The organism is Pseudoalteromonas sp. MT33b, from assembly GCF_014117385.1.
GTDB classification, from domain to species: domain Bacteria; phylum Pseudomonadota; class Gammaproteobacteria; order Enterobacterales; family Alteromonadaceae; genus Pseudoalteromonas; species Pseudoalteromonas lipolytica.
In genome coordinates, this window is the sequence record NZ_CP059831.1 from 1,603,608 (window position 1) to 1,620,813 (window position 17,206).

Sequence of the window (17,206 nt, forward strand, 5' to 3'; positions counted from 1 at the left end):
TTATTGCTAAATTCACTGTCAATTTTTATTCATAAATAAAGAATAAAAATTCTTTATTTATGAATAAAAATTCCTTACACTAATTCCTCTGTTTCCGTTTTAATAAAAAACGCTTGAATTTAAAAGGTAATTAGCACGTGCGTACTACAGAATTAGTAGACGGATTTCGTCAGTCGACTCCTTATGTAAATGCCCATAGAGGCAAGACTTTCGTTGTAATGCTGGGTGGTGAGGCGATAGACCAGCCAGGCTGTCGAAGTATTATTAATGATGTTGCTCTATTAACAAGCTTAGGTATTAAGATTGTTTTGGTGTTTGGCGCACGGCCACAATTTAATGCCGCTTTGAATGAGGTTGGCATAACTAGTCATTTTCATAACGAGATCCGTGTTACCGATAACACCACTTTTGAAGTGATTAAAAAAGTGGCCGGAGCAATGCAATTTGACATCACCGCACGTTTATCCACGTCATTAAGTAGCACCCCCATGTCGGGCTCATTTTTAAATGTAGTCAGTGGTAATTTTGTTATAGCGCAGCCTTTAGGCGTTGATGAAGGGGTTGATTACCACCACTCGGGGCGTGTTAGGCGAATTGATGTTGAGGGAATACGCCACCAACTCAATAACAATAGTATTGTGCTCCTAGGTCCGATTGCTGCCTCAGTGACGGGTGAGAGCTTTAATTTAACCGCAGAAGAAATTGCGACTCAGGTTGCTTTAAAGCTCAGAGCAGACAAAATGCTAGGGTTTAGCCAAGATGCAGGTATTTTAGATGAAAATGGCGAAGCGATAGCAGAATTAATGCCAAACGAAGCCGAGCGAGTGTTAGAGCACTATCGCACTCATACACCTTCATGTTTGAGCGCCCCTGTCTTTTTGCAAGCTGCTATTGATGCATGTCGGGGCGGGGTGCATCGGTGTCACCTTGTCAGCTACAAAGAAGATGGTGCCTTATTGCAAGAGCTCTTCTCTTTGGATGGTATTGGGACCCAGATTGCGCCGCAAAGTTCTGAACAACTTCGTAGTGCAACGATCAGTGATATAACCGGTATCTTAAACTTAATTAGACCACTTGAAGAGCAGGGCTATTTAGTGCGTCGCTCAAGAGAGCAATTAGAGATAGAAATTGAGCAATTCACAGTGATTGAGCGTGATGGACTTATTATCGCGTGCGCTGCCCTTTACCCATTTGATGAAGAGCAGGTTGGTGAATTTGCAAGCCTTGCTGTTCACCCTCAATATCGTGATGCAGACCGTGGCAGTAATTTATTACGTTTTATAATTAATAAAGCCAAACGGTGTGGTTATCATGGGTTATTTGCGTTAACAACGCGCAGTATTCATTGGTTTATTGAACAAGGTTTTGAATTGGTGACGGTCGATGAACTGCCCGCGAAGAAAAAGTCGCTGTATAACTACCAGCGACGCTCAAAGGTATTACGCTTAGACTTATCTAAATTACCAAAAAATCGTTAAGGTAAAAGGGGTGACACATCGCTGTCATCCACGTAAAACCTGTTTAATATTGATAGTTAATATGCTGATAAAAGCGCACGCGTAAGTCTTGGCGTGTTGGATTAAACGCAAGTTCGTCTGTCACCTCATTAATGGCACTTTGTACTTGGTTCATAAATCGGCCGTAACCGATATCGTGTTTATCTTTTTCTGCTGCTGCAATAACAAAGTGCAGCACATCGACCAACGTATCCGCATTCCAAAATTGCTGTATTTGTACTTGCTCGCTGGTGCAGTCGAAAGTCAGTTTTTGTAACTCGCTATTGCTCTGTGCATTGTCAATATTACTATTACGCACAATCGGGCGTGTGCCATTTGCGATAAAGGCAGCTAAGTTAAGTTGACGCTTATCACAGGCACGTTTAAACGCATCAAAAATATAGTGATAAAACTGACTGTAGTTTTCTTCATTTAGCATATGCTGAAATTGCGTCTTAATTGCGCGTGTGACAGGAATTGAAAAGCCTGCATAGGTCATTTCGCTGTGATCGCTTGGCAAATGGCATTGGCGCGATTGATAACGCGGATATAAACTTCGCAACTTATAGCCATAGCTTTCTTTGTGGCCTTTGGCTTTGGCAAATAAGTCATAGGTTAAGTGTTGATGATCTCTAATCTTAAGCGGGGGTTGGTTGCTTAAAAGCTTGTCTTGTAATGTATTGATTACCCGTTGCACTTTATGGTGGAACTGTGCCGCATTTGCACGAATATCGTCACCGGTTGCTAAGAATAATAAGCGAATTTTTTTGCATCTTTCTTCGCCATTAGCAAATACATTGTGTGCTTCGTGGTATTGTGGATTATAGAAAAATAATATTTGTTTTGTTGTTTCTAAACTGTACGCCTCATCATGGTAGCGTACGACAGGTAGTTTATCATTCGCAATGAGATGTACGTTATGAAGTTCATACTCATCGCACAGCGCAAATAATTCCCTTGCAAGACGCTTGTAACCGCAGCTAATGTTCGTAAACTGGGCAAAAAACTCATCATTGGGTTTAAATTCAACTAACACATACTGGTTTGCACGTGCAGAGCTAGGAATATAGACTCGGTGTTGATTGAGTGAAGCCATCTCTTTTCCTTATTAAATAGTGAAACTATCGGCACTATATCGTCAGTCAATGATCATTTTATTGCGTTAGAACAACTTTTTTACCGATTTGACCGTAGGGTTTTAACAATCGCATTATTATCTTCGATAAACACACATCAACTACTGTATGTTAGCGCTTCTTTTTGTAATAATGCAGTAGTTTTGTCACCATGCAATATTCAGAGGATTATGCTCCTATGGCGGAAATTGAGAATCGCCCAAGTAACTTTATAAGAACGCGTATCGACGAAGATCTCGCAAGCGGTAAACACGCGACTACGCATACACGTTTTCCACCAGAACCAAATGGTTTTTTACACATTGGTCATGCAAAGTCTATATGCTTAAATTTTGGTATTGCCCAGGATTACAATGGCCTTTGCAACTTACGTTTTGATGATACAAACCCAGAAAAAGAAGATATCAACTACGTAAACTCTATTAAAGAAGATGTGCAGTGGCTCGGTTTTCAATGGGATGGTGAAATTAAATATTCATCAAACTACTTTGATGCACTTTATGGCTATGCCGTTGAACTTATCGAAAAAGGGCTTGCGTATGTGTGTTTCTTGTCAGCAGACCAAGCACGTGAGTACCGTGGTACGCTAAAAGAGCCAGGAAAAAATAGCCCTTATCGTGATACACCTGTTGAAGAGAACTTAGCCTTATTCGAAAAAATGCGTAACGGTGAGTTTAAAGAAGGCGAGTGTGTACTGCGTGCTAAAATTGATATGGCAAGCTCGTTTATTGTATTACGCGATCCTATTTTGTACCGTGTACGTTTTGCTCACCATCACCAAACAGGTGATAAGTGGTGCATTTACCCAATGTATGACTTTACACATTGTATTTCTGATGCGCTTGAAGGTATTACACATTCTTTATGTACGCTTGAATTCCAAGATAACCGACGTCTCTATGACTGGGTGCTTGATAACATCAGCCTAGAATGCCATCCACAGCAAATCGAGTTTTCACGTTTAAATCTTGAATACACCATTATGTCTAAGCGTAAATTAAATGACTTAGTGGTTAATGGCCATGTTGAAGGCTGGGATGACCCACGTATGCCAACGATTGCTGGTTTACGTCGTCGTGGTTATACACCAGCTTCAGTACGTGAGTTCTGTTCACGCATTGGTATTACTAAGCAAGAAAACATGGTTGAAATGGGCATGTTGGAAGCGTGTATTCGTGAAGATTTAAATGAACATGCACCACGTGCTATGGCTGTACTTGACCCTGTTAAAGTGGTTCTAGAGAACTATGATGCAGATAAAGTAGAAACGTTATCAGTCGCTAATCACCCGAACATAGAAGAAATGGGACGCCGTGATGTGCCATTTACGCGCGAGCTTTATATTGAACGCGAAGATTTCCGTGAAGAAGCAAACAATAAGTTTAAGCGTTTAGTGCTGGGTAAAGAAGTGCGTTTACGCGGTGCTTATGTGATAAAAGCTGAACGCATTGAAAAAGACGCTAATGGTGAAATCACCACGATCTTCTGTTCTTACGATGATGAAACGCTGGGTAAAAACCCAAGTGATGGTCGCAAGGTGAAAGGGGTAATCCATTGGGTATCTGCTAGCGAGTCTATTACTGCAGAAGTACGTTTATACGATCGTCTATTCAACGTACCTAACCCAGCAGCTGCTGAAGACTTTAATGCAACGCTTAATCCAGAGTCGCTTGTGGTGTTATCAAATGCGAAGTTAGAACCTTCACTTGCAAATGCACAAGCAGAGCAGGGCTTCCAGTTTGAACGTACAGGGTATTTCTGTCGCGATAATAAAGCACAGACACTTGTGTTCAACCAAACGGTGGGTCTTCGTGATTCATGGGCTAAAATCGAACAAAAAGGTTAAACAGCGCGTTTAACTTTTTTAAAAGTAAATAAAAAACCCTTTCACTTATTAAAGTGAAAGGGTTTTTTTATATTCGTTACTTTTTAGAAGTAACCGCGGATACCTAGGCTGAAGTTTCTGCCCGGTAGTGGCGCTTTTTCTTTAATAAACGAGCTGTGAACAAAGCCAAGTTCGTCTGTTATGTTATCAACGTTGATATAAAGCTGTGTATCTACTGGGCCTAAGTCAAGTTGATAATTCGCTGACGCATCAAACAAAGTGTACCCTTCTGTTTTTGTCTCGTAGGCAGTGATGTCTGACTGCTCAAAGTAATGTGTACCTGTTAGGCTAAACTGCCAATCAGAGACGGTATACTGTAACTCTGAACCCAATTTATTCGCTGGGATTCGTGGTAAGTAGTTATTGTCATCTTTTAATTTAGCTGTCGTCGAATCACCAAACACTTTCACTAAGGTGCTAGGTGAAACTTGATAGTGCACATCAAATTCTAACCCATACAATTTGGCATCTTTACTGGTAAATTGGTAAACCGCCATGGCATCATCGTGTACTTCTTCTGCCATTTCTAAGCCATGTTCTTCATCAAAGAAATAGCCCGTATTTTGTTGGTAATAGAAGTTTTCAATGTCGTTATAGAAAAAGTTGATTGTATAACCAAAGTCACCAATGAAACGACGGAAACTTAAATCAAAGTTTGTTGCAGTCTCTTGTTTGATGTCTTCAGGTTCAAAGTGAATTTCACCTTCTTCAATATGATAACCTAAGCCTAATTCATAAGTACCTGTTGCAATGTGAACACCGTTCGAGAGTAATTCTGCACTTAATGGCGCACGTTCAGAGTGAGACACGCTAAGCGCAACGCTTTGGCCTTCTTGATATTGCCAAATAGCACCCGCAGATAAGCTTAAGTTAGTGAAATCGGCACTGTAGTTAATTGTTTCAGCTTCTTCCTCTTCATCATGCGCTTCTTCTGCATGATCATGATGATGTTCAGCCATTGTGACAGCAGAATCGATTTGGTAATCTTCGATGCGCGCACCTAGTTCAACAGTGACATCACCAAATTGTTTTTCCTCAAGTAAAAATAGCGCGTTTGATTTTGTTACACTGGCCGGTGTGAACGCTTCTTCGCCATCGGCATCATAGTCAGATTCTGTATAGTGGTAACCAGCCATACCGTGCCAAAGACCAAGTTTATGCTCGACTGTCGCACGTGCTTCAGTTGTTTTGTTACTGAACACCGTTCCAACTTCACCGTCTTCAATTTCAGCATGTTTATAATCTGTATAACCTACGCGCAACGAGATGTTTTCAATCCAGTTATTATGAAGAGCGTAACTCATGTAGCCTTGCCAACGGTCTTGCTCTAACTGAGCAAAAACAGATTCTTCATGGGCTTCTTCGCCATGTCCTGCTTCTTCATGTTCAGCTTCTTCTTCATGATCGTGGCCATGATGTTCATGGGCAGGAATACCATAATCTGTTTCAATACGGCCATATGACACGCCTAACGTTAAATGTTCACCAACGTAGCTAGTTCCAAAGTTAACGGTTTGGCTGTCTATAAAGGTATTTTCTACGCTGTTAGCAGTCTCGTGCTCAGCGTGTTCTTCACCTTCGTGTTCTTCATGCTCTTCTGGAAGTTCAAACGTGGGAGTTTTGTAGTCGTCACCCGTGCGTTTTGTGCCATCAAAATGGAAGTTGAAACCGTTGTTACCTGTTTCTAACTTAGCTGCATAGGTATTCGTATTTGATACTGTGTCGTGTGTGTATTGAGCCGCACCTGTCAATGTCTCGATGTTATCGGTAGGAATACGGTTATCAACAACGTTTACAACACCCCCAATTGCGCCTGAACCATAAAGTAGGGTAGCTGGGCCACGAAGCACTTCAATTTGCTCTGCTGCTAAACTGTCATTTGAGGTGGCATGATCGGGTCCGATACGAGATGCATCACTACTGTCTAAACCATTTTGTGTAATTTTAACACGCGGGCCATCTAAACCACGAATAATAGGGCTTGATGAAACGGGACCAAAATAACTGGCATTAACACCCGGTAAGCCTTTTAAAGTTTCACCTAGAGTCGGTTTCGCTTTATTTTTTAAATTGTCACCTGATAACACATTAACCGGTGAGATCATCTCTAAGCTGTTTTTGTGTAAGGCTGATGCATACACAACAACGGTTTCTACGGATGTAGGCGTCAAAGTAACAACAACAGATTGATCATCACCATTAATATCAACACGCTTATCAATGAAATTATCTTTGCTTACATGAAGTTGACCTTTGCTGTCGACATCAATTTTAAATTCACCTTGCGCGTCAGTCATTACAGCCTGTGATTTACCATGTACATGGACTTGTGCATTAACAACGGGTTGTTGATTTTTATCTACTACTTGGCCTGTGATAACAGCAGCAATGCTTGATTGAGAAAACAGTGCAGCGGCAACAGCACTAGAAATAATTGAAAATTGCTTCATTGTTACTACTTTTTACGTTGGTTGTTGAGTGTTGTGATATAATATAACACCACCATTTTTCAATGGCAATAACGTTATACTATAACTTATAAACTGTCGCGATTTAAATTTCATACACTATACTTAGATTATTTAATCGGTATGGCCCGTGGTTATGTCTGATAAAAATAGAGTATTTAAGGCGCAGTTCACCATCGCAGATTTACGTGAGCATTGTAATCATCAAGAAACCTTCACCACCGCCTGTGACAGAGGGGAAAGTTATCAGCATTTTGTGCTCAAATTGCTGAGCTATTGTTTGTTTTCGCATAATAAGCAGGCAACTATCAATGCTCGGCTAAAAAACAATCAACCCGATGTGTCAATAAAAGCGCTCGATGAGCATTATGAGACGTGGCTGTCTGTTGATCAGCCCGATATATCTATGTTAACTAAAATTGCTAAGCGTGTTGATGAACTGTGGGTTGTCACCACGCTTGAAAGTGACTGGTTAAATGAGTATCAACGTCAGCTTGCGTTGATCAGCAACAGTCACCTTATTGCTTTCGATAGTCAGTTTATTGAACAACTCGTTACTCATCTAAGTAAAAATTTGCAGTGGGATATTACCATTGATCAGCAAACGATTAGCGTGGCAGATAAACACCATTTTTACCAAACACGTGATCTTGTATGGCATTAAAGTTCAATAGTGATTTTACCGTTAGGTTTACTGCAACACAGTAATACTTCACCTGGACGCACAAAGGCAAGGGGCTCTTGATTATAACGTACGTCGCCTTCTACAAGCTGAGCACGACAAGCACCGCAATATCCTTCGCGGCATTGATAGGGGACATCTATTTTATGTTGTTCAAGGCATTCAAGGAGAGATGAACAGCCAGAGTCAAAATCTATACTCTGGCTGTCTGTTCCTGCAAGGATAACCTGTGCAGTGTGTTTAGTGCTCATTACAGATCGAAATCACCAAAGTCTGATGCATCAACTTGAGAATCGATTTGACCAACAAGGTAAGAACTTATCTCGGCTTCTTGCGGTGCAACTTGCACGTTATCAGAGACTAACCACGAATTGATCCATGGAATCGGGTTGCTCTTACTTTCAAACTGAGCAGGTAAGCCTACCGCAGTCATACGTGCATTTGTAATGTATTCAACGTATTGGCATAAAATATCTTTGTTTAAGCCAATCATTGAGCCATCTTTAAACAGGTATTCAGCCCAGTCTTTTTCTTGCTCTGCGGCATCAACAAACATTTTAATTGCTTCATCTTTACATTGCGCTGCAACAATCGCCATTTCAGGATCGTCTTTACCGTCTTGCATAATGTTTAAGATGTGTTGTGTGCCTGATAAATGAAGAGCTTCATCACGCGCAATTAATTTAATGATTTTTGCATTGCCTTCCATTAGCTCGCGTTCAGCAAACGCGAATGAACATGCAAAGCTGACATAAAAACGAATTGCTTCCAGAATATTAACCGACATCATCGCAAGGTAAAGCAACTTTTTAAGGTCGAACAAGCTCACTTTAACTTCTTCACCATTAATCACATGTTTACCTTCACCGTAAAGGTTGTAAATCGAAATCATGTTGATTAATTCATCGTAATACTTAGTCACCGCATCGGCACGTTCACTGATTTTTTCGTTACTCACGATATCATCAAAAATAAGCTCAGGTGACTGCGTTACGTTACGAATAATGTGCGTGTATGAACGGCTGTGAATTGTTTCACTAAATGCCCATGTTTCAATCCACGTTTCAAGTTCAGGAATTGACACAATTGGCAGTAAGGCAACGTTAGGCGAACGACCTTGCACACTATCAAGTAATGTTTGGTATTTTAAGTTACTTAAAAAAATGTGTTTTTCATGGTCAGGTAAAGCTTGAAAGTCAAGACGGTCTTTACTTACGTCAACTTCTTCAGGACGCCAGAAGAAAGATAATTGCTTTTCAATTAGCTTCTCGAAGATAGGGTACTTTTGTTGGTCGTAACGTGACACGTTTACCGTCTGGCCGAAAAACATCGGTTCTAGTAATTGGTTATTATGGTTTCGGCTAAAAGTTGTATATGACATAGTGAATACTCAAAAAACAGTCAGGACAAAGCGGGCTAAGGAGCCCGCTTGTGTATGTTATTAATTTAATTAGATTTTACAAGCACCGCCTGCACAACCATCATCTTCCACCTCAGGTGTAAGCTCATCTTGAGCATCTGAAGCGCCATCACGGGTGTTATGGTAATACAACGTTTTAACACCCAGTTTATATGCTGAAAGGAGGTCTTTTAAAAGCACCTTCATAGGTACTTTACCGCCTTCGTACTTAGATGGATCATAATTTGTATTCGCAGAGATCGTTTGGTCAACGAACTTCTGCATAATGCCCACTAATTGCAGATAACCATCGTTTGATGGGATATCCCAAAGTAGCTCATAATTGTCTTTTAGGCGCTCATACTCTGGTACTACTTGTTTCAAGATACCATCTTTACTTGCTTTAACACTGATGTGTCCACGCGGTGGCTCAATACCATTTGTTGCATTAGAGATTTGTGATGAAGTCTCTGATGGCATTAATGCCGACAATGTTGAGTTACGCATACCATGTTCTTTAATGTTTGCGCGCAGTGTATCCCAATCTAGGTGAAGAGGTTCATCACAGATTTGGTCAAGGTCGCGCTTGTACGTATCTGTTGGCATAATACCTTGCGAGTACGTTGTTTCATTAAATTTAGGGCAAGCACCACGTTCTTTAGCAAGCTCATTTGATGCTTTCATTAAATAATATTGAATTGCTTCAAATGTTTGGTGCGTTAATGCGTTTGCACTACCGTCAGAATAACGTTTACCGTTTTTAGCAAGATAGTATGCGTAGTTGATCACACCAATACCTAACGTGCGACGACCCATGGTTGCGTTTTTCGCTGCAGGGACAGGGTAGTCTTGGAAATCAAGTAAGTTATCAAGCGCACGTACTGCAAGTTCAGCAAGCTCTTCTAACTCATCAAGTGACTCAATAGCACCTAAGTTGAATGCAGAAAGTGTACACAGTGCGATTTCGCCTTCTTCGTCCATTACGTTACTAAGTGGCTTAGTCGGTAATGCAATTTCTAAACATAAGTTAGACTGACGGATCGGTGCTACCGTTGAGATAAACGGGCTATGAGTATTACAGTGGTCAACGTTTTGTAAGTAAATACGACCTGTACTAGCACGCTCTTGTGCGAACATTGAGAACAGCTCAATCGCTTTAATACGTTTTTTACGAATCGACTCATCTTGCTCGTATTTTACGTATAGCTCATCAAATTTAGCTTGGTCTTCGAAGAATGCATCGTAAAGACCCGGTACGTCTGATGGGCTGAATAAAGTAATGTAGTCGTCTTTAATTAAACGGCTGTACATTAATTTGTTGAACTGTACACCGTAATCTAGATGACGAACACGGTTGTCATCAACACCACGGTTATTTTTAAGGACTAATAAGTTTTCAACTTCTAAATGCCACAGCGGGTAGAATAGGGTTGCTGCACCACCACGGACACCGCCTTGAGAACAGCTCTTAACCGCCGTTTGGAAGTGTTTATAAAATGGAATACACCCAGTATGGTATGCTTCACCGTTACGGATTGGGCTACCTAAAGCACGAATACGGCCCGCATTAATACCAATACCTGCACGTTGTGATACGTATTTTACAATCGCAGATGATGTCGCATTAATTGAATCAAGGCTATCACCACACTCAATCAGTACACATGAACTAAATTGACGCGTAGGTGTACGCACACCAGCCATAATAGGAGTCGGCAATGAAATTTTGAATGTCGAAACCGCGTCATAAAAGCGCTTGATGTAATCAAGGCGTGTTTCTCGAGGGTAGTCAGAGAATAAGCTCGCTGCCACTAAGATATATAAAAACTGCGCGCTTTCGTAAATTTCACCCGTTACACGGTTCTGTACTAGGTATTTCCCTTCAAGCTGCTTTACAGCGGCATAGCTGAAGTTTAGATCACGGTTATGATCAATATACGCATCTAACTCGTCAATTTCTTGCTCAGTGTAATCAACGAGTAAGTGTTGATCATAACGTTTGTCTTCAACCAGTTTTGTAATGTGGTCGTATAAACGCGGCGGCTCAAATTGACCATACGCTTTCTTACGTAAATGGAATACAGCTAAACGAGCAGCAAGGTATTGATAATCAGGGGTATCTTTAGAGATCTGATCGGCTGCTGCTTTAATGATAGTTTCGTGAATGTCGTCAGTACGAATGCCATCGTAAAATTGAATATGTGATTTCAATTCAACTTGTGACACAGACACATTATTTAGACCTTCGGCGGCCCAAGCGATGACGCGATGGATCTTATCTAGATCAAGTGACTCTTTACGGCCGTCACGTTTGCTTACAGATAGCTGTTGGTTCATAGTTTTGCCTGTATTCCTTGGGAAATTATATTTTTAGTGACAAAGGTATTCTTAATTATAATTATTATTAGCACCAGCATGAGTCAATTGAATAACATTTAGCCACAATATCTGGTGTTCTTTAAAACGCAGATCACAAGATAGTGTGGTCTGCGATCATTTGCAAGGGATAGAAATGCCCCATTTTGTGGATAACTATTGGATAAACGAATTGTGTTAGTAAGCATTAACCTTTGATCATTCATTGATGATGAAATTTGTAAAAATCAACTCAAGATCTACAAAAATTATCGTTTTTAAAAATAATTTCTGACTGTTTTTTTTATCAACAAAGTTTGCTTAAAACTCAACCCAATCACAATATATGGTGTTTTAACTTAAAACTAACACTATATATGGATAAATCCATCAGTTGGAGTTTGCCAGTTAAAATCTGCGCCCCAGCTCAGTGCGGTATCCACACTTGGTATATAACCCCAAAGTGCAGTTGCACTGTACATATTGGCAGCTTTTGCTGCTTGTATGTCGCGTTCGGCATCACCTATGTATAAGCAACGCGTTGGATCAACATCGAGCATGTTTGCAGTATGAATAAGTGGCTCTGGCGATGGTTTAGCAACTGCTAAGGTATCACCACTCACGACAGCCATGGCATTAGCAAGGCTTGGGATAGCTTGCACCAATGGCTCGGTTAAAAAGCCGGGCTTATTGGTCATGATCCCCCATTTAATGCTGTTTTGCTCAAGTGAGGCGAGAAGTTGCTCTATGCCATTAAAGCACTTGCTATGAATCGCAATGTCTTCTGCATAATAGTCGAGCAGTTGCTGCCTTAATGCTAATTGTTCAACGTCGGGCCATTTATCACCAAAGCCGACCTCTAATAATGCATTGGCCCCATTTGACGCTGCTGGGCGATAAATGCTTTTATCAACAGGCGCGATATTCGCATCTGCTAATACGCGATTTAATGCGCCGCCAAGGTCATCCGCAGTATCGAGTAATGTGCCATCTAAATCAAAAATAAAGGCATCAAAAGCGATATCAGGATTACAACCAGCCATTAGGCAAGTTTCTCAAAATGAAGAATGTAATTAACACTCACATCATCATTTAAACTGTATTGCTTAGAAAACGGATTATAGCTGAGGCCTGTGCTTGCTCTTACTTTTAAGTCTGCATCTTCTGCCCATGCAATTAATTGGGCGGGTTTTATAAACTTTTTATGGTCGTGCGTGCCTTCGGGCACCATTTTTAATAACTTTTCAGCACCCACAATGGCGTATAAATACGCTTTAGGTGTTTTATTTAATGTCGAAAAGAACACATCGGCGCCAGGTTTTGCAAGCTCAGCGACCGCACGAATGATAGAAGCAGGGTCTGGCACGTGCTCTAACATTTCCATACAGGTGATTACATCAAAGCGAGCAGGGTGCTCTTTCGCAAACTCTTCAGCCGGTACTTTCATATAATCAACAGGGACACCGGTTTCTAAACTGTGTAACTTAGCAACGGTTAATGGCTCTTGACCCATATCGATGCCTGTTACTTTAGCTCCCATGCGTGCCATGCTTTCACTTAAAATGCCGCCACCACAGCCAACATCTAAGGTTTCTTTATCAAATAAGCCGCCAACTTTGTCGGCAACAAAATCCAAGCGAAGAGGATTTATTTCATGAAGAGGTTTGAACTCTCCGTCGCGGTCCCACCAACGTTCAGCGATGGCTTCAAACTTTGCAATTTCTGCATTATCTACATTTTGATGTTCGGTCATAAAAAACTTCCTCGTCAATCTGAGGCCATTATATAGGGGTAAATTAATAAATCGCAAAGATTTAGCGCCTGTAAATCTAAATTAATTGTGGTAGCATGGTCATGAAATAATAACTAAAGCTCTAAAGGCGGCGCTTTGCCTCTTTATGAGTCAATACTGAAGGAATGTGAAATCAAATGACTGATCTCGCCAATGAAATTCTGCCAGTCAATATTGAAGATGAATTAAAAAACTCCTACCTTGATTACGCAATGAGCGTAATTGTAGGACGTGCATTGCCAGACGTACGTGATGGTCTAAAACCTGTTCACCGTCGTGTTTTATTCGCAATGAACGAACTCAATAATGATTGGAATAAGCCTTACAAAAAATCAGCACGTGTTGTTGGTGATGTAATCGGTAAGTACCACCCACATGGCGACAGCGCGGTATATGACACCATCGTACGTATGGCGCAGCCTTTCTCATTACGCTATATGCTTGTTGATGGCCAAGGTAACTTTGGTTCAGTTGACGGTGACTCTGCGGCAGCAATGCGTTATACGGAAGTCCGTATGGCAAAAATGTCACATGAGCTATTAGCCGACCTCGAAAAAGAAACGGTTGATTACGTACCTAACTATGATGGTACGGAGCAAATTCCTGACGTATTACCGACGAAAGTACCTAACTTATTAGTGAATGGTTCATCGGGTATTGCGGTTGGTATGGCGACGAACATTCCGCCACATAACTTAACTGAAGTTATTAATGGGTGTTTGGCACTGATCCAAAACCCAGATATGACAATTGCTGATCTGATTGAATATATCCCAGGTCCAGATTTCCCTACAGCCGCGATCATTAATGGTAAGAAAGGCATAGAGCAAGCTTACCTAACGGGTCGTGGTAAAGTGTACATCCGCGCACGCGCAGAAATTGAAGTAGACGAAAAAACGGGTCGTGAAACGATCATCGTCCACGAAATTCCGTACCAAGTTAACAAAGCACGCTTGATTGAAAAAATCGCTGAACTTGTTAAAGACAAAAAAATTGAAGGCATTAGCGCACTCCGTGATGAATCAGATAAAGACGGTATGCGTATCGTTATCGAGATTAAACGTGGTGATGTAGGTGAAGTTATTCTGAATAACCTTTATGCACAAACACAGTTACAAACCGTGTTTGGTATGAATATGGTTGCACTTGATAACAACCAGCCTAAGTGTTTCAACTTAAAAGAAATGCTTGAAGCATTTATCATTCACCGCCGCGAAGTAGTCACCCGTCGTACGGTATTTGATTTACGCAAAGCCCGTGACCGTGCCCATACGCTTGAAGGCTTAGCGATTGCCCTTGCGAATATCGACCCAATCATTGAGTTAATTCGTAAATCACCTACGCCTGCTGAAGCAAAAGCAGCTTTAACAGCAAGGTCTTGGGAACTAGGCACTGTTAAAGCCATGCTTGAAAAAGCCGGTGAAGAAAATGTAGCGCGTCCTGATTGGCTAGCACCAGAGCTAGGTATTCGTGATGGTGAGTACTATTTATCTGAGCAACAAGCACAGGCGATCCTTGACCTACGTTTACACAAACTAACGGGTCTTGAGCATGAGAAGATCTTAGACGAGTACCAAACACTACTCGATCTTATTGCTGAACTACTTTATATCCTTTCAACCCCAGATCGCCTTATGGAAGTAATCCGCGACGAACTAGTTGAAATTAAAGAACAATATGGTGACGAGCGTCGTACAGAAATCAGTGCAGCAGCTCACGATATCAGCCTTGAAGACTTAATTAATGAAGAAGACGTTGTCGTAACGCTTTCTCATGAAGGGTATGTGAAGTATCAGCCATTATCAGACTACGAAGCACAACGTCGTGGTGGTAAAGGTAAATCAGCAACGAAGATGAAAGATGAAGATTTCATTGAACGTCTCCTTGTTGCAAATACACACGATACGATTCTGTGTTTCTCGACTGCTGGTCGTTTATACTGGCTGAAAGTATACCAATTACCACTTGCCAGCCGTGCAGCGCGTGGTAAGCCAATTGTGAACTTACTGCCGCTTGAAGCTGACGAACGTATCACTGCAATTCTACCTGTACGTGAGTACGAAGAAGATAAATACATCTTCATGGCTACAGCATTTGGTACAGTTAAGAAAACACCATTAACGGCTTATAGCCGTCAACGTGCAAGCGGTATCATTGCGGTCAACCTAAATGAAGGCGATAGCCTAATTGGTGTTGATATCACTGATGGTACAAACGAAATCATGCTATTCACAGACGCAGGCAAGGTAGTACGCTTTAAAGAAGCGGAAGAGTCGACCGTCGTTGATGAAAATGGCAATCCGGTACTTGATGAAGAGGGTAACCCTGAAATCCGCTTCAAAGGTGTACGCCCAATGGGTCGTACTGCAACCGGTGTGCGTGGTATTAAGATGGCAGACGACCAACGCGTTGTGTCGTTAATTGTGCCTAAGACAGACGGTGCAATCCTCACCGTGACTGAAAATGGTTATGGTAAGCGTACAGCACTTGCCGATTACCCATCGAAGAGCCGTGCAACACAAGGTGTTGTATCAATCAAAGTAAGCGAGCGTAATGGCGCAGTGGTTGGTGCAGTACAAGTTGATGAAAACGACGAAATCATGATTATCTCTAATCGTGGTACGCTTGTACGTACTCGTGTTAATGAGGTTTCTACGGTTGGTCGTAATACGCAGGGCGTTATTTTGATACGAACTATTGACGAAGAGCAAGTAGTTGGTTTACAACGTATCGAAGAAATCGAAGTTGATGAGCTTGAAGCCATCGAAGGCGAGGGCGTTGAAGTAGTCGATACACATACTGAAGAAACGGTTGATAACCCACCTTCAGAGTAAAATTGATTTAAAAAGCGGCTTCGGCCGCTTTTTTTATCCGCACTATAATTACTGGAATGAGGCAAAGTAATGACTAAATATAATTTTTGTGCAGGACCGGCAATGTTACCGCCGGCAGTAATGCAAAAAGCACAAAAAGAATTTATAGATTGGCAAGGTTTAGGCGTATCTGTGATGGAAATCAGCCATCGTAGTAGCGACTTTTTAGAGCTTACAGCAAAATGTGAAGCAAGCTTACGTCGTCTAATGAATATCAGTGACGAATTTGAAGTTTTATTTATGCATGGCGGTGGCCGAGGCCAATTTAGTGCTGTACCACTAAATTTGCATTTAGCAGATAAGCCCGCGGTGTATTGTGAAAACGGTGTGTGGTCAAAAGGCGCGACACAAGAAGCCGAAAAGTTCACCGCAGTGACAAGTATTAATGTTCGTAATGACGAGCAGCAAAATGGCCAGTTTTCAATTAAACCAGCGACAAGCTGGGAATTACCAGCTGATGCGTCATACATTCACTATTGCCCAAATGAAACGGTTGATGGTATTGAGATTTTTGACGTGCCTTCACACCCATCTGCGCCAATAGTCGCCGATATGTCATCAACAATTTTGTCACGCGAAATTGACGTAAACCAGTTCGATGTCATTTATGCAGGCGCACAAAAGAACATCGGCCCATCGGGTTTAGCAATTGTTATTATTCGTAAAACGTTGCTTGAGCGCGAAGGTCTCGAAAAACCAGGTATTCTTGATTACGCATTAGAAGCAAAGCAAGGCAGCATGTACAACACGCCACCGACATTTGCATGGTACTTAGCAGCAGAAGTGTTTGAATGGTTAGAAGCAAACGGTGGCGTAAAAGCCATGGAAGAGCAAAATATTGCCAAAGCAGAATTGCTGTATAACTTTATCGACAATTCAGATTTTTATAATAATAAAGTTGCTAAGCATTGCCGATCGCGTATGAACGTACCATTTTGGTTAAACGATGAATCGCTTAATGACCAGTTTATTAAAGAATCGAAAGAAGCGGGTTTACTGGCGCTTGAAGGCCACCGCATTGTAGGTGGTATGCGCGCAAGTATTTATAACGCAATGCCACTTGCTGGTGTACAAGCCTTGGTTGATTTTATGGATAAATTCGCCAAGGAGAATAGCTAAT

The 17,206-nt window shown here is 41.4% G+C and carries 12 protein-coding genes; 5 read left to right on the top strand and 7 right to left on the bottom strand.

The features are described 5' to 3' along the window. Positions 1-137 precede the first annotated feature (137 nt). Positions 138-1,478 (top strand): amino-acid N-acetyltransferase, encoded by a 1,341-nt coding sequence (gene argA, locus H3302_RS07355; RefSeq protein WP_036968615.1) that lies wholly within the window; start codon positions 138-140, stop codon positions 1,476-1,478. Positions 1,479-1,521: 43 nt separating this feature from the next. On the opposite strand, the gene H3302_RS07360 is transcribed toward argA, so the two are convergent. Then, complete coding sequence (locus H3302_RS07360; protein WP_036968614.1) at positions 1,522-2,592, bottom strand: DUF3083 family protein; 1,071 nt, start codon at positions 2,590-2,592, stop codon at positions 1,522-1,524. A gap of 218 nt (positions 2,593-2,810) precedes the next feature. Between H3302_RS07360 and glnS the strand changes: the two genes are divergently transcribed. Then, positions 2,811-4,478, top strand: a complete 1,668-nt coding sequence (gene glnS / locus H3302_RS07365) for a glutamine--tRNA ligase (protein WP_036968612.1) — start codon at positions 2,811-2,813, stop codon at positions 4,476-4,478. A gap of 83 nt (positions 4,479-4,561) precedes the next feature. Here the strand turns inward: glnS and H3302_RS07370 are convergent, their stop codons facing one another. Continuing rightward, entirely contained in the window at positions 4,562-6,967 is a 2,406-nt protein-coding gene (locus H3302_RS07370; RefSeq protein ID WP_182396315.1) for a TonB-dependent receptor, read from the bottom strand. 154 nt (positions 6,968-7,121) lie between these two features. Here H3302_RS07370 and H3302_RS07375 point away from each other — a divergent pair, with 154 nt between their 5' ends. Further along, entirely contained in the window at positions 7,122-7,649 is a 528-nt protein-coding gene (locus H3302_RS07375; RefSeq protein WP_065979888.1) for a YaeQ family protein, read from the top strand. Here the strand turns inward: H3302_RS07375 and yfaE are convergent. The 5 genes from yfaE to ubiG form a co-directional block, all read right to left on the bottom strand. Beyond that, complete coding sequence (yfaE, locus tag H3302_RS07380; protein WP_036968605.1) at positions 7,646-7,918, bottom strand: class I ribonucleotide reductase maintenance protein YfaE; 273 nt, start codon at positions 7,916-7,918, stop codon at positions 7,646-7,648. The two genes, H3302_RS07375 and yfaE, sit on opposite strands and share 4 nt — an antisense overlap. After that, positions 7,918-9,048, bottom strand: coding sequence for a class Ia ribonucleoside-diphosphate reductase subunit beta (gene nrdB / locus H3302_RS07385; protein WP_036968602.1), 1,131 nt, complete (start codon positions 9,046-9,048; stop codon positions 7,918-7,920). Before nrdB ends, yfaE begins: the two co-directional genes overlap by 1 nt. A 69-nt stretch (positions 9,049-9,117) precedes the next feature. Further along, complete coding sequence (gene nrdA, locus H3302_RS07390) at positions 9,118-11,403, bottom strand: class 1a ribonucleoside-diphosphate reductase subunit alpha (protein ID WP_036968599.1); 2,286 nt, start codon at positions 11,401-11,403, stop codon at positions 9,118-9,120. Positions 11,404-11,792: 389 nt separating this feature from the next. Continuing rightward, positions 11,793-12,464 (bottom strand): HAD family hydrolase, encoded by a 672-nt coding sequence (locus H3302_RS07395; protein ID WP_036968596.1) that lies wholly within the window; start codon positions 12,462-12,464, stop codon positions 11,793-11,795. After that, complete coding sequence (gene ubiG / locus H3302_RS07400; RefSeq protein WP_182396316.1) at positions 12,464-13,174, bottom strand: bifunctional 2-polyprenyl-6-hydroxyphenol methylase/3-demethylubiquinol 3-O-methyltransferase UbiG; 711 nt, start codon at positions 13,172-13,174, stop codon at positions 12,464-12,466. Before ubiG ends, H3302_RS07395 begins: the two co-directional genes overlap by 1 nt. 176 nt (positions 13,175-13,350) lie before the next feature. Here ubiG and gyrA point away from each other — a divergent pair, with 176 nt between their 5' ends. Beyond that, the gene (gene gyrA, locus H3302_RS07405) at positions 13,351-16,047 is read left to right on the top strand and encodes a DNA topoisomerase (ATP-hydrolyzing) subunit A (RefSeq protein ID WP_036968590.1); all 2,697 of its coding nucleotides are present in this window, start codon (positions 13,351-13,353) and stop codon (positions 16,045-16,047) included. 69 nt (positions 16,048-16,116) lie between these two features. Continuing rightward, positions 16,117-17,205: a 3-phosphoserine/phosphohydroxythreonine transaminase gene (gene serC / locus H3302_RS07410; RefSeq protein WP_036968587.1), complete on the top strand. Its 1,089-nt coding sequence runs from the start codon at positions 16,117-16,119 to the stop codon at positions 17,203-17,205. Position 17,206 lies beyond the last annotated feature (1 nt).

Bases quoted from the DNA above. Each gene is read 5' to 3' on its own strand.
- nrdA (WP_036968599.1), bottom strand. From the start codon at position 11,403: ATGAACCAACAGCTATCTGTAAGCAAACGTGACGGCCGTAAAGAGTCA.
- H3302_RS07370 (WP_182396315.1), bottom strand. From the start codon at position 6,967: ATGAAGCAATTTTCAATTATTTCTAGTGCTGTTGCCGCTGCACTGTTT.
- ubiG (WP_182396316.1), bottom strand. From the start codon at position 13,174: ATGACCGAACATCAAAATGTAGATAATGCAGAAATTGCAAAGTTTGAA.
- H3302_RS07360 (WP_036968614.1), bottom strand. From the start codon at position 2,592: ATGGCTTCACTCAATCAACACCGAGTCTATATTCCTAGCTCTGCACGT.
- H3302_RS07395 (WP_036968596.1), bottom strand. From the start codon at position 12,464: ATGGCTGGTTGTAATCCTGATATCGCTTTTGATGCCTTTATTTTTGAT.
- serC (WP_036968587.1), top strand. From the start codon at position 16,117: ATGACTAAATATAATTTTTGTGCAGGACCGGCAATGTTACCGCCGGCA.
- yfaE (WP_036968605.1), bottom strand. From the start codon at position 7,918: ATGAGCACTAAACACACTGCACAGGTTATCCTTGCAGGAACAGACAGC.
- H3302_RS07375 (WP_065979888.1), top strand. From the start codon at position 7,122: ATGTCTGATAAAAATAGAGTATTTAAGGCGCAGTTCACCATCGCAGAT.
- gyrA (WP_036968590.1), top strand. From the start codon at position 13,351: ATGACTGATCTCGCCAATGAAATTCTGCCAGTCAATATTGAAGATGAA.
- glnS (WP_036968612.1), top strand. From the start codon at position 2,811: ATGGCGGAAATTGAGAATCGCCCAAGTAACTTTATAAGAACGCGTATC.
- nrdB (WP_036968602.1), bottom strand. From the start codon at position 9,048: ATGTCATATACAACTTTTAGCCGAAACCATAATAACCAATTACTAGAA.